This is a genomic window from Myxacorys sp., assembly GCF_059501405.1.
Window position 1 is genome coordinate 49,233 of sequence record NZ_JCACCM010000019.1, and the last position, 13,173, is coordinate 62,405.

Annotated in this window: 9 protein-coding genes; 6 read left to right on the forward strand and 3 right to left on the reverse strand. The window is 50.1% G+C overall.

What is annotated here, in order from left to right; translation table 11 throughout:
- The first annotated feature begins 82 nt into the window (after nt 1–82).
- The 5 genes from AC5I6P_RS02165 to AC5I6P_RS02185 all read left to right on the forward strand — a co-directional run bounded on the left by AC5I6P_RS02165 (nt 83) and on the right by AC5I6P_RS02185 (nt 4,357).
- Complete coding sequence (locus tag AC5I6P_RS02165; RefSeq protein WP_495692119.1) at nt 83–898, forward strand: inositol monophosphatase family protein; 816 nt, start codon at nt 83–85, stop codon at nt 896–898.
- Between the two features lie 127 nt (nt 899–1,025).
- Nucleotides 1,026–1,970, forward strand: coding sequence for a J domain-containing protein (locus AC5I6P_RS02170; RefSeq protein ID WP_495692120.1), 945 nt, complete (start codon nt 1,026–1,028; stop codon nt 1,968–1,970).
- Nucleotides 1,970–3,181: an ATP phosphoribosyltransferase regulatory subunit gene (locus AC5I6P_RS02175; protein WP_495692121.1), complete on the forward strand. Its 1,212-nt coding sequence runs from the start codon at nt 1,970–1,972 to the stop codon at nt 3,179–3,181. Before AC5I6P_RS02170 ends, AC5I6P_RS02175 begins: the two co-directional genes overlap by 1 nt.
- 119 nt (nt 3,182–3,300) lie before the next feature.
- Nucleotides 3,301–3,528, forward strand: coding sequence for a ferredoxin family protein (locus tag AC5I6P_RS02180; RefSeq protein ID WP_495692122.1), 228 nt, complete (start codon nt 3,301–3,303; stop codon nt 3,526–3,528).
- 97 nt (nt 3,529–3,625) lie between these two features.
- Nucleotides 3,626–4,357: an ABC transporter ATP-binding protein gene (locus tag AC5I6P_RS02185; RefSeq protein ID WP_495692123.1), complete on the forward strand. Its 732-nt coding sequence runs from the start codon at nt 3,626–3,628 to the stop codon at nt 4,355–4,357.
- An 88-nt stretch (nt 4,358–4,445) separates the two neighbouring features.
- Here the strand turns inward: AC5I6P_RS02185 and AC5I6P_RS02190 are convergent, their stop codons facing one another.
- Both AC5I6P_RS02190 and AC5I6P_RS02195 read right to left on the reverse strand, forming a co-directional pair.
- Nucleotides 4,446–5,294, reverse strand: coding sequence for an SWIM zinc finger family protein (locus AC5I6P_RS02190; RefSeq protein ID WP_495692124.1), 849 nt, complete (start codon nt 5,292–5,294; stop codon nt 4,446–4,448).
- Nucleotides 5,295–5,449: 155 nt separating this feature from the next.
- Entirely contained in the window at nt 5,450–8,614 is a 3,165-nt protein-coding gene (locus AC5I6P_RS02195; protein WP_495692125.1) for a sll1366 family intein-prone helicase, read from the reverse strand.
- A gap of 575 nt (nt 8,615–9,189) precedes the next feature.
- Here AC5I6P_RS02195 and AC5I6P_RS02200 point away from each other — a divergent pair.
- Nucleotides 9,190–11,340, forward strand: coding sequence for a polyribonucleotide nucleotidyltransferase (locus AC5I6P_RS02200; protein WP_495692126.1), 2,151 nt, complete (start codon nt 9,190–9,192; stop codon nt 11,338–11,340).
- A 381-nt stretch (nt 11,341–11,721) separates the two neighbouring features.
- On the opposite strand, the gene psbC is transcribed toward AC5I6P_RS02200, so the two are convergent.
- Nucleotides 11,722–13,104, reverse strand: a complete 1,383-nt coding sequence (gene psbC / locus AC5I6P_RS02205; protein ID WP_495692128.1) for a photosystem II reaction center protein CP43 — start codon at nt 13,102–13,104, stop codon at nt 11,722–11,724.
- Nucleotides 13,105–13,173: the final 69 nt, after the last annotated feature.

Sequence of the window (13,173 nt, forward strand, 5' to 3'; positions counted from 1 at the left end):
AGTCATCTCTGTAGCCTAGAGATACAGGCAATCCACTACCAAAATGGTAGACTTGCTTTCGATCCTGTGTTCTCTAAATTCAATGGTTCAACCTTCTCCGGGTCAACTTCAAGTCTTTCTCGACATCGCGACCGAGGCAGCGTCGTGCGCTGGTGCCGTTCTGCAAACTCACTGGGGCAAGCTAGAACACGTTCGGGAGAAAGGGCGTCCGGGAGATTTAGTCACCGAAGCCGACAAAGCGGCAGAGACAGCAATTTTAGACGTGCTGCGTCGACATGTTCCAGAGCATTCCATCCTAGCGGAAGAGTCTGGGCAATTTGATAATGCTCAAAGTGAATACCTATGGGCAATTGATCCGCTTGACGGAACCACCAACTACGCTCATCAATATCCCTTCTTCGCAGTATCAGTTGGACTGCTGATTAACGGCGTACCTCAAGTGGGCGTCGTCTTCGATCCAATTCACAATGATCTATTTCGCGCGGCTAAAGGATTAGGGGCGACTTGCAACCGTCAGCCGATCCGCGTGTCACAAACGGCAGATCTGGAGCGGAGTTTGCTTGTGACAGGATTCGCCTACGATCGCCGCCAAACGTCGGATACAAACTACCCTGAGTTCTGTCACCTCACGCATTTAACTCAGGGCGTTCGACGAGACGGAGCGGCGGCGCTTGATTTGGCGTATATCGCGTGTGGACGGTTAGACGGCTACTGGGAACGTGGGCTCTCGACCTGGGATAGCGCGGCGGGGGTAGTGTTAGTGAGAGAAGCTGGGGGAGAAGTCACCGCGTACGATCGCACTCCCTTTGACCTCGCTTCTGGTCGCATCTTAGCAACCAACGGAGAGATCCACGAAGCCCTTAGCCGCGAACTGATGCACGTCAAACAACTGTCCTAAAATGCGTTATCCCTACTGATTTTTAAGGAACTATAAAGAGTGAGGAGCGGCGGGAAAGGGTCTTTCCCCTCACCTCTTTCCCCCACCTACAGTAGAGTCCACAGCAGAACAGGTAGACAACACGAACATGAGCTTTCAAATTAATCGGGGTTTATTCACGCTGGACATGAGTGACTACCACGCGATTTTGGGCGTGTCCGTCGAGTCCGACGTGAAAGACATTCGGAAGAACTACTTAAAAATCGCCCGGCGTCTCCATCCAGATAGCTGCACTGCCGACACCGAAAACGCCAAACAGCTTGCTGCTCAACTGCTTTCAAAGCTAGTGAATCCGGCGTGGGAAAAGCTTTCTCAAGAGAAGAACCGCACCGAACACGAGTTATTGCTTAAGCTCAAAGGACAGGCGGCGGTTCGCAAGCGTCATGAAATTGAGCTAATGAGCAGCGTGGCACAACAAATGCTCAAAGCTGGCAATCCTGACCAATTTTATCGGTCTGCTTTGCAAGATTTAGCAGAACGTCAGTTTCAGCACCTCGACCAAGTCCCAGAAATGGTGGCGCAATTGAGTGAATTGAACATGGCATATCTGATGCGCCGAACGGGTTTAGATGAGACAACGAGTGGAACCAAAACAACCTATACCGGAGCGTCTGCCACGTCTTCACCCACTGGAGCATCGACAGGAACGTCTACAACAGTAGTGCCTGCAAAGCCTTCAGAGTCGGTTGCCGATCAATATTATCGTCGGGCAGAAAATTTCATGGCTAAAGGAAATTTTGCTCAAGCCACACTAGAATTGCGCGACGCCCTAAAACTTGAACCCAACAATAGCCGGTGCCATAGTCTAATGGGAATGGTGTATTTGCGGCAAAATCAAGCGACAATGGCAAAAATCCATTTCAACAAAGCCTTAGCGCTCAATCCTGACGATCCGATCGCGATCGAGGGAAAGCAAAAAGTTGATCCTGCTCCACCGACTTCCCAAAGTGCGGCAAAACCTGGTAAGAACGATCGTAACCCCAAGTCTAATAGCGGACTGTTTAGCAGTCTATTTAGTGGAAAGAAAAAATAATGGTTTATCAGCCCCCAGCAGGCGCACGCGATTTATTACCCCTCGATGTTGCCCAAAAACACTGGCTTGAAGAACGCTTGCAGCAGGTGTTTCATCGCTGGGGCTATCACCGCATTATCACCTCCACATTAGAACGGTTAGATACTCTCATGGCCGGAGGCGCGATCGCACGCTCAACAGTGATCCAACTCCAGCACCTTGACGATGAACCTTTGGGTTTGCGTCCAGAGTTCACCGCGTCGATCGCACGAGCGGCCATCACGCGGATGGCAGGCAGCACCTATCCACAGCGGCTCTACTACAATGCTAATGTGTTCCGTCGATCGCAAGAAGGCGATCACACACGGCAGCAGGAGTTCTATCAAGCAGGTGTCGAGTTGCTGGGTATGGGCGGGCTGTTGGCAGATGCAGAAGTCTTGATGCTGCTGATGGATTGCCTAAAGAATCTGAATTTATCGGGACATTTGGTGTTAGGCGAAGCAGGGCTAACGCGATCGCTGCTGTCTATTTTTCCAGACACGCTACGCGACACCGTTCGCTATGCGATCGCCAATTTAGATCGGATCGCCTTAGAGACAATGCCGATGCCTGAGGATTTGCGCGATCGTGCCCTGACACTCCTCGATTTGCGTGGCGCTCCTGCTAATGTCTTGCAAAAAGTGAGTCAACTGCCACTCAATTCATCGCAACAAGAGACCGTTCGCAACCTAAAATCGTTAATCAATCTGTTGCAAGACAGCCAAGCGGAAGTGCCGATTGTGCTAGATCTCAGCCTGATTCGCACGTTCGACTACTACACCGGAATCGTGTTTGAAGTCGTGGGTGGGTCAACGTCAGGTCAAACCTTAATCGGGCAGGGCGGACGCTACGATCAGCTTCTCGGGCTATACCATCCCCAAGGCGAATCGCTACCGGGAATCGGATTTTCGCTTCAGCTTGAAGCCCTGCATCAAATTTTGCTGTCATCAGGACAACTGCCAACCAAAGGGCCTACGAGTGATTGGCTTGTCGTTTCGGAGACACCACAGACTCATGCGATCGCCTTTACTCACGCTCAAAAGCTGCGAGACTCATCCGATCTCGTTCGGGTCGAGATGGATCTAAGCGGCCAGGATCACGATCAGATTCGAGAGTATGCCCGGGGTCGTCGCATTCCTCAAATTGCCTGGATCGAGTCTGATGGTTCCGCCGCGATCGAGCGGGTGAATTAAGGAACAGGAACGATACAATAAATCTTTGGGCTACCCGCTGTTAGAAGATTCTCTTCTTTCCTCGCGAAGCGGGGCATCGCCCTACCTCCTCCCTCCTCCTTCATCCCTAACGAACCCCTGTGTCTCATACGATTGTTACTAACATCTGCGAAGGCGTCGCCGATTGTGTCGATGCCTGTCCTGTTGCGTGCATCCATCCAGGCCCTAGCAAAAATACCAAAGGAACAGACTGGTACTGGATTGACTTCTCAACCTGTATCGATTGTGGAATTTGTTTGCAAGTTTGTCCGGTTGAAGGCGCGATCGTGCCCGAAGAACGCCCCGATTTGCAAAGCACACCGCAGTAAATTTATCCGTAAACACTAATGCAGGAGTGACGTTCAGTGTAGGAATCATTGATCGGTTGCTCCTTACTTCTCTAAACCGCTATGACCTCTAACCGCTATGACAACCACGACTGCCCTGCTTGACGTTCAAAATGTTCACGCTGGCTACATCAAAGATTTGAACATTCTGCAAGGCATCAATATGCGGGTGTATCCTGGCGAGTTAGTTGCCATTATTGGTCCTAACGGAGCGGGTAAATCAACCCTTGCCAAAACAATCTTCGGACTACTGACTCCAAACACGGGTAGCATTCAGTTCAAGGGACAAGCGATCGGGGGGCTGAAGTCGGATCAGATTGTGCGGCGAGGTATGTGCTACGTTCCGCAACTGGCGAATGTATTTCCGTCGCTGAGTGTGGAAGAAAATTTAGAGATGGGCGCATTTGTGCGAGATGTTGCTCTCCAACCGCTCAAGGATGATATTTTTGCTCGGTTTCCGAGACTGGCAGAGCGGCGCAAGCAGCGAGCTGGAACGCTTTCAGGAGGAGAGCGCCAGATGTTGGCTTTGGGCAAGGCGCTGATGCTTAAACCAAGTCTGTTGTTGCTCGATGAACCATCTGCCGCTTTGTCTCCCATTCTGGTGAGCACGGTATTCGAGCAAATCAAGCAGATTAATCAGGATGGGACAGCGATCGTACTGGTTGAGCAAAACGCCCGTAAAGCGTTAGAGATGGCAGATCGAGGCTATGTTTTAGAAGCAGGGCGCGATCGCTTTGAAGGCGCAGGCTCGGACTTACTGAATAATCCAAAAGTCGGTGAACTATATTTAGGAGCGGGCAAAGCTCATTAGCAATTGGCCTGCCTTCCCGTAGTTCTGTCGGTTGGCAATGAGAAACCTGCACAAAAGTCTTGGATGTGTTGCAGCGAACAAGCCGTGTTTACGATTCGGTTGACATTGCAGTTTGTACAGCTTTCATGCTCGCCACTTGGTAAACGGCTTTAAAGTATTCCATTACCGCTTGAGTTTCCGCTGCATCCGCTTTCAACGGAATGGAACCTAACACATCCAAAATTGTCTCACTGGTTGGTGGAGGCGTGATGACAATGAGTGATGGTTCGAGTTGCTCTTGGTACTCCCAAAAGCGATCGCAGTTCAAGGGCGTAGGTCGAGGCGTCTTTGAGACAGACACATTTTGATCTGACGACGGTGCTGCGGTTCCATCGGAGTTGCGCTCTGCGCTAATCGCGTCTCCCGCTCCCCGAATTTGGCGCAGGTCGGCAATGATTTGTTCTTTCGTTCGTCCTCTCAGTTGAAATAACACAAACGGATCTTCACTAAAGCGATCACCGAGTAAGTAATAGACTGCGCCAATGTGTTTACACGGATTCGCTGGATCAGGACACGAACAGCGACTATGAATATCAAATTTATTGAAGGGAAACAGGCTCAATCCGTTTGCCGTAAAGACATCTTCAATATTTTGCGGCATTTCTCCCGCTAAAAGTTTTGCGGAGAAGATCGCGCGTTCTGCCATCGATTCAACAACATAACTCCACTGCTCATCGCTAAACGGATCGAGCGATAGAGAGACTTGGTAAGGTTCGGGAGCCGTGCCTTGAACGGCGGCGGTTACCTTTGCGCCTTCAAACTCAAGACTCAACACATTTCCTTCTCTAGCGTAGGTTCGCGCTCTGGCTAAGCGACGAATCCAGCCGAAAGATTCGAGAACATCGATCCAACGCTGTGCCCACCATTCGCGGCTTGGTTGAGAGTAGGAGTCAGTCATGATGACAAGGATGAGGGATAAGGAGTGAGAATGTAGCTTGTGAAAAATAATGGTTTGCGAAAAATAATTGGGAACAAACAGCAGGGTTAACTTTAAAAGAACATGAATTAATTGAATTGTGAATCAGGGTGTAGATGATAGTGCAAACTCTGAATTTATTCTTCGATGACAGCGCTGCGATCGAGTAATAGTAAGTTTCGCAGTTGGTCGGTGTTCAGTTCGGTTAGCCAATTCTCACCTGTTCCGACCACTTGTTCAGCTAACGCCTTTTTGCTCTCAATCATCTCGTGAATCCGCTCCTCTAGTGTTCCAGTACAGACAAATTTGTGAATTTGCACATTGCGAGTTTGTCCGATCCGAAAGACGCGATCGCTGGCCTGATTTTCGACCGCCGGATTCCACCACCGATCGAAATGAAACACATGATTGGCTCGAGTTAAATTCAATCCGACGCCGCCCGCTTTGAGCGACAACAGAAAAATGCGCGGGCCTTGCGGGTCATGCTGAAAACGATCGATCATCGCTTCTCGCTGTTTCTTCGATGTTCCGCCATATAAGAACAGCACTTCCCGCTCTAGCTGCCCTTCTAAATGCGATTTGAGCAGTTTGCCCCATTCTGCAAATTGTGTGAAGACAATTGCGCGATCGCCCTCGGCTACCGCTTCGTCTAACATCTCGTCTAAGCGCTGCAACTTTGCAGATTGACTCCGAAACGGTCGGGTCGAAGCATTTCCTTCAGCATTGACTAACACGGGATGATTACAAACTTGCTTTAACTTCGTTAGCAGTGCCAAAATAATTCCTTTGCGTTGAATTCCTTGAGCCGATTCAATTTCTTCTAGTGATCGATCGACAATGGCTTGATACAACGCTGCTTGCTCAGCAGATAATCCACAAAAGACGGTCATTTCTTGCTTTTCGGGCAAATCTTGGATGATCGTGCGATCGCTCTTGAGCCGTCGCAAAATAAAGGGCTGAACCAACGATCGTAGGGTCTGCAACGAGGTCGAATCGCCGTAGCGCTCAATCGGAATTGCAAATCGACGCTGAAAGAAATTCCTTGGACCCAAATACCCTGGATTAAGAAAATCTAAGATCGACCACAATTCCGACAGCCGATTCTCAACCGGCGTTCCAGTCAACGCGATCCGAAAATCTGCTTCAAGCTGTCTCACCGCTTGCGACTGCTTTGCCTCTGGATTTTTAATATTTTGCGCTTCGTCTAACACAACGCCTTGCCATGCCACAGTGGTCAAGGATTTGAGATCCCGATTCAGCAGGGCATAACTTGTGATAATTAGTGCATGCTGCTGTGCGGCTTTCGCAAACGCTTGTCCCTGAAGCCGCTTGTCGCCGTGATGCACGATCGCGCTGAGGGTTGGTGCAAACTTTTTCACTTCCCGTTCCCAGTTGCCCAAAACAGAGGTTGGGCAGACTAACAGAACCGGGCGCTCTAAGAGGTTTTGTTGCTTCAGGTGCAGCAAGAACGCAATGAACTGAATCGTTTTACCGAGTCCCATATCGTCTGCAAGACAAGCACCCAGCCCCCACTTCTCCAGAAAAGCTAACCACGCCACCCCGCGTGATTGATAGGCTCTCAATTCTCCTCGAAACTCCTTCGGTGTCTCGATTTCAGCTAGGGTTTGATTTCCCGTCAACGCAGTGACTAGCTCTTGCAAGCCTCCAGAGGCTTCAAAGCTCACTACGGGAAGCTTCTCCATGGTTTGCGTATCACCCGTACTAATCCGCAAGGCATCTTCTAGCGATAGCGTAGTTTGATCTTTGCGAGCCGCAAAAAAGGATTGAGCAGCGCGAATGTCTTGCGATCGCAGTTCTACCCATTCGCCGTTAATCTCTACCAATGGCATATTCTGCGCCACCAAGCGATCGAACTGCGCCTTTGACAAACTGTGTCCGCCAATCGACAACTCCCACTCAAAATTGAGCAAACTCTGCAATCCTAATCGGTCTTGCTTGCGCCGAGTCGAAGTCGAAGCTCGAATCTTTAGCCCCAACCGATTTGCCCAGCCGCCGCGCTCTGCCAAACTCGGCGGCAAAATTACGCCAAGTCCGCTATCTTGCAGCCGCCACGCTACATTCATAATGAAGTCATAGGCTTGCGTTGGCTCAAGCAGGCAGCGCTGCGGACGCACATCTTCTAGGCTCGATTCGATTAAAGGATATAACCGTGAGGCTAAGCCCAGCCCCATCAACAACGTCTCTTGAGGATGCTCGATCACGCGACCTGCATAAATAAAACGCTCCACCGGATTTTGCCAAATCACAGGGGCACGAATGATCAAGTCAGCATCATCGACTGCTTGCAAGTAATACTCTAGAATCCAATCTCGTTGACCCGGGGCAGGTGGAACGAGCGCAAAACACACCCGAAACTGATCGGTTTGATAGTCCGCGATCGGAGCTTTCCAAATCGCCAGTACGGGGGCTAACGAATCAACAGCAGAGCGATCAACGTCAGGGATTGGGCCTCTTAGTCCTTGCAGCCAAGATTTAATCGAACCTATCCCGGTGGGTAAGGGGGAGGCTGTGGCAGTTCCTCGGATCTGCTCATCGATCATGTGGTTGAGAAAATCAAGCAGTAGCGACTTCGGCTCAAGGGGTAACTGAATCGACAGGTCTTCCCGCTCCGGCTGATAGGTGCGACAGACAGACGGCATCTGCCGGACAAATTGTCTCAGTCGCGCCTGATCGGTCGAGCTGTCGAGCAACACTTCCCACCGCGCGATCGCACGATCGTCCTCAATCATTAATCCCGGCAAAAACTTCGATCGCGCTAATAAATCCAATGCCCATCGCGCGATGTGTGACCAATAGCGCAACTCGTCACCCAAAAACGTATCCTCTCCGCTCGGCAATCCTAACGGCAGCGAATTCAAAAATTGAAACGCTTCTATTGGCGTTAAGCACAGCCCCTTAACCCGCCAAGGATGCAGAGTAATATCGGCAGACGCAAGCTCGGACGCCGATAAAAGTGGAACGAAATTATGGGTTGGCAATGCAATCACCTGAGTTTGCCACTCACCGATTGGCTCTGCTGCACTCTTCCGTCCTCGCTTTGGCACGTCTTCAACTAGTTTGTCAAATATAGGGAGATTCAATCGCTTGTCAGCATGAAGCGGTTTCAAGAACTCCAATAGATCTTTTTGACCCATCTCAAAAGGATGACTCAGAACTGTATTCGGTTCTGGCTGAACTGAATCCTCTAGACGCCGCCACGTCTCGCCCCACAAAAATAGGCTCCCTCTCCTTGGGCTACCTTTGTCCTGACCTTGCAACCAGCTACCGTGTAAGACTGCCATTCGAGCTTCAAATCTCCGCGGTGGACTTCAAAAATGGGGAACGAAATTGTGTTGTATTGGATGTCCCAATCCCAATTTGACTCATGGAGCGACAGAGGGTGCCGATCCCGTAGAACTTCGCGATCGCGAAGCGCCGCTGGACAACTCCATCTTATTGAGATCTTATCGAGCTACTTCAGCGTTCTCGTACTTCTGCTACAGACTGTAATGGTGTGCTAACCAATAGCCTAAATTATTAATAAAAATTAAATTTCTACACAAATAACAATCAGAGGAATGCAACCTAACGTGATACCAATTGCAATGTGTCGCACTAGACTTTAAATTTGCAGCAACACAAAGCCTCTCTAAACAATCCTACAGCATGAGCATCTTTGTCTGAGCCTGCGCGTGTCGCAAAAGCTTCTCTTCTCAATTCGATTAAAACCTTTCTAAAGAATCGATTTAGGGTGGCAAAAATGTAGCTGAGATGCGTGCATATTCTTCAACAATTGCCGACAAAGAAAGCCGCATTAATCTATCAATGCTAGGATTGCCTCAGTACGAAAAAGAACAAGAAAGGAAAGGAACACTTCATGCAAGAGTTCGAGAAGTCAATATCCTTTGATGGTAGGGATATTCGACTCAAAGTTGGAATGTTAGCCCCCCAAGCCGGAGGATCGGTCTTAATTCAATCAGAAGATACGGCAGTTTTAGTGGCAGCAACCCGTGCGAGTGGGAGAGAAGGAATTGATTTCCTTCCATTGCTGGTTGATTACGAAGAGCGGATGTACGCTGGAGGACGCATACCCGGTGGAATTTTCAAACGTGAAGGACGCCCCCCCGAAAAATCGGTCCTCACGAGCCGCTTGATTGACCGTCCGATGCGCCCCTTATTTCCGTCCTGGTTGCGTGATGATATTCAAATTGTCGCCACGACTCTGTCTATGGACGAGCGCGTCCCCCCCGATGTATTAGCGGTTACGGGAGCCTCGATCGCAACATTACTGGCCAAAATTCCGTTCAACGGACCAATGGCTGCCGTGCGCGTCGGCTTAGTAGGCGACGATTTTATTATCAATCCCACGTTTGAGGAAATTGAAACAGGCGACTTAGATTTAGTAGTCGCCGGATCTCCCGATGGCGTGATCATGGTCGAAGCGCGATCAAATCAGCTACCCGAAGCTGACATGATTGAGGCGATCGACTTCGGATACGAAGCGGTGCGTGATCTAATTCAGGCTCAGCGTGAGTTTATCGCCGCCCTTGGCATTGAAATGGTCCAGGAAGAAGCTCCGAAAGCTGATCCGACGCTGGAAGATTTCATCCGCGATCGCGTTACGGCTCCGGTGAAAGAAGTCTTAGTCCGCTTTGAGAAAGATAAGACTGTCCGCGACGCGGCGTTGGATGAAATCAAGGAAACGGTTGTTCAAGCGATCGTGGAACTGCCGGAAGACGACGCTGTGAAAGTGGCGGCAAGCGAAAATCCAAAAGTGCTGAGCAACACCTTCAAGTCCGTCACCAAAGCCCTGATGCGGCGTCAAATCGTGGAAGACGGGATGCGCGTCGATGGTCGCAAGCTCGATGAAGTCCGCCCCATTTCTTGCTTTGTTGGTGTCCTGCCAAAGCGAGTTCACGGCACAGGTTTATTCAATCGCGGACTGACTCAGGTGCTGTCTGTCGCTACCCTTGGCAGTCCGGGAGAGGCCCAAAATTTGTTGGATGATTTCCATCCCGACGCTCAGAAGCGCTACATCCACCACTACAATTTCCCGCCCTACTCTGTCGGTGAAACTCGCCCGATGCGCTCGCCCGGTCGGCGCGAAATTGGTCACGGGGCATTGGCTGAGCGATCGCTGCTGCCCGTGCTGCCGCCCAAAGAAGAGTTCCCTTATGTGATTCGCGTCGTTTCAGAGGTGCTATCGTCTAACGGTTCTACCTCGATGGGTTCGGTCTGCGCTTCGACGTTAGCGCTGATGGATGCAGGCGTTCCGATTGTCAAACCCGTGAGCGGTGCAGCAATGGGTCTGATCAAAGAAGGCGAAGAAATCCGCATCTTGACCGACATTCAGGGCATGGAAGACTTCCTGGGCGACATGGATTTCAAAGTCGCTGGAACTGATACGGGCATCAACGCGCTGCAACTTGATATGAAAATTACTGGGTTGCCGATGGAAGTGATTGCCGATGCAATCAATCAGGCAAAACCAGCGCGTCTGCACATTCTGAGCAAAATGCTCGAAGCGATCGACCAGCCTCGTGCGGAAATGTCACCCTATGCGCCTCGCCTCCTCACGATCAAAATTGATCCAGACATGATTGGTTTGGTGATTGGCCCGGGTGGTAAAACGATCAAAGGCATCACCGAAGAGACAGGAGCCAAGATCGACATTGATGATGATGGAACTGTTACGGTTTCTGCGATTGACGGTGAAAAAGCAAAACGCGCCAGAAGTATTATCCAAGGCATGACGCGCAAGCTAAATGCAGGTGATACGTTTGCAGGCAAAGTGACTCGAATTATTCCAATCGGAGCCTTTGTCGAGTTTCTTCCTGGCAAAGAAGGTATGGTTCATATCTCGCAACTTGCTGACCACCGGGTTGGCAAGGTTGAAGATGAAGTCGCCGTTGGGGATGAAGTCGTGGTCAAGATTCGAGAAATCGACAATCGCGGCAGAGTTAACCTAACTCGATTGGGTATCCATCCTGATGACGCGACTGCCGCTCGCGAAGTCGTGGCGGGTTAATTACTCATCTAGTGAATTGATTGATTCGATCGCTCTCTAGCCGTTGAGGTTGGGGAGCGATTTTTTGCAAGCTCTGAAGCGATTAGCGCAAAGCTCAACTGTAAAGCAACTAGAAGATTTCAAGGACTACCTGTGACTTTAAATTGCTAGCGATTAGAACACTTGAGAATTGTTTCAGAACTTTCCTTTCACCACAAAGATTCGTTTGCTCGATTACTGATTGCTCAAGCGGGGTCTAAAGATTGGTTACTTCTAGGTGGCGACTCGATTTTTGCTCGCTATTCTATCAGATTACTTTAGTAGAGAAGTTTTGTTTGAATCTAATAAAAAAGGGACTGCGATCGATTGCAGTCCCTTTTTTATTCACCTAATTAACTAAAACTAGTCAAGGTTAGGCATCGACAATACAGGTTCAGTCTCGCGGTTGATTCCTCTTTCAAAACCAGCCACAGCAGCGCGAGCGCGACCTGCGTGCCACAAGTGACCGATCAAGAAGAAGAAACCAAGCACAAAGTGAGAACATGCCAACCAAGCACGAGGAGACACGTAGTTAAACGAGTTGATCTCCGTTGCCACACCACCCACTGAGTTCAAAGAACCCAAAGGAGCATGAGTCATATACTCAGCCGCACGTCGTGCCTGCCAAGGTTGAATGTCATTCCGAATCTTGTTCAGATCCAGACCGTTAGGACCGCGCAGAGGCTCCAACCAAGGACCACGGAAGTCCCAGAAGCGCATGGTTTCACCACCAAAGATGATTTCACCCGTCGGCGATCGCATCAAGTACTTACCTAGACCCGTCGGACCCTGAGCAGAACCTACGTTAGCACCCAACTTTTGGTCACGCACCAAGAAGGTCAACGCTTGAGCTTGAGATGCTTCAGGACCTGTCGGACCAAAGAACTCACTCGGATACGCCGTGTTGTTGTACCACACCATGATTGACGCGATGAAACCCATCAAGGACAATGCACCTAAGCTGTAGGAAAGATAGGCCTCGCCAGACCAGATTAACGCGCGTCGCGCCCAACCGAAAGGCTTGGTGAAGACGTGCCAGATTCCGCCTGCGATGCAGATGAATCCAACCCAAATGTGACCTCCGATGATGTCCTCCATATTGTCCACGCTGATGATCCAGCCTTCGCCACCAAATGGAGCTTTGATCAAATAGCCAAAGATGGTTGCAGGATTCAGCGTCGGGTTTGTAATCACACGGACATCGCCGCCACCGGGTGCCCAAGTGTCATACACACCACCAAAGAACATCGCTTTCAGAACCAACAACAGCGCACCGCACCCTAACAGAATGAGGTGATAGCCAATGATGTTGGTCATCTGATTCTTATCCTTCCAGTCGTAGCCAAAGAAGGATGAATACTCTTCAAGTGTCTCAGGACCTCGGACAGCATGATAGATACCGCCAAGACCAAGAACCGCAGAAGAAATTAGGTGTAAAACACCTACCACAAAGTACGGGAAGGTATTGATTACTTCACCACCAGGTCCTACACCCCATCCTAGGGTTGCAAGGTGAGGAAGAAGAATCAAACCCTGCTCATACATGGGCTTTTCAGGAATGAAGTGAGCAACCTCAAACAGAGTCATTGCTCCAGCCCAAAACACAATAAGACCTGAATGGGCAACGTGAGCACCCAGCAGCTTACCGGAAAGATTAATCAAACGTGCATTACCAGACCACCAAGCAAATCCAGAGGATGCTTGGTCACGGTTACCTGCAAATGAGCCATTAGAGAGCGTTACCACGGGGAAGAACCTCCTCAGGGAATACAAAGCGTTCATGGGGCTGGTCTTGCGCCGCCATCCAAGCGCGAA

Excerpts from the sequence above, each read along its gene's own strand:
- AC5I6P_RS02165 (WP_495692119.1), top strand. The coding sequence starts at position 83 with ATGGTTCAACCTTCTCCGGGTCAACTTCAAGTCTTTCTCGACATCGCG.
- AC5I6P_RS02170 (WP_495692120.1), top strand. The coding sequence starts at position 1,026 with ATGAGCTTTCAAATTAATCGGGGTTTATTCACGCTGGACATGAGTGAC.
- AC5I6P_RS02175 (WP_495692121.1), top strand. The coding sequence starts at position 1,970 with ATGGTTTATCAGCCCCCAGCAGGCGCACGCGATTTATTACCCCTCGAT.
- AC5I6P_RS02185 (WP_495692123.1), top strand. The coding sequence starts at position 3,626 with ATGACAACCACGACTGCCCTGCTTGACGTTCAAAATGTTCACGCTGGC.
- AC5I6P_RS02190 (WP_495692124.1), bottom strand. The coding sequence starts at position 5,294 with ATGACTGACTCCTACTCTCAACCAAGCCGCGAATGGTGGGCACAGCGT.
- AC5I6P_RS02195 (WP_495692125.1), bottom strand. The coding sequence starts at position 8,614 with ATGGCAGTCTTACACGGTAGCTGGTTGCAAGGTCAGGACAAAGGTAGC.
- AC5I6P_RS02200 (WP_495692126.1), top strand. The coding sequence starts at position 9,190 with ATGCAAGAGTTCGAGAAGTCAATATCCTTTGATGGTAGGGATATTCGA.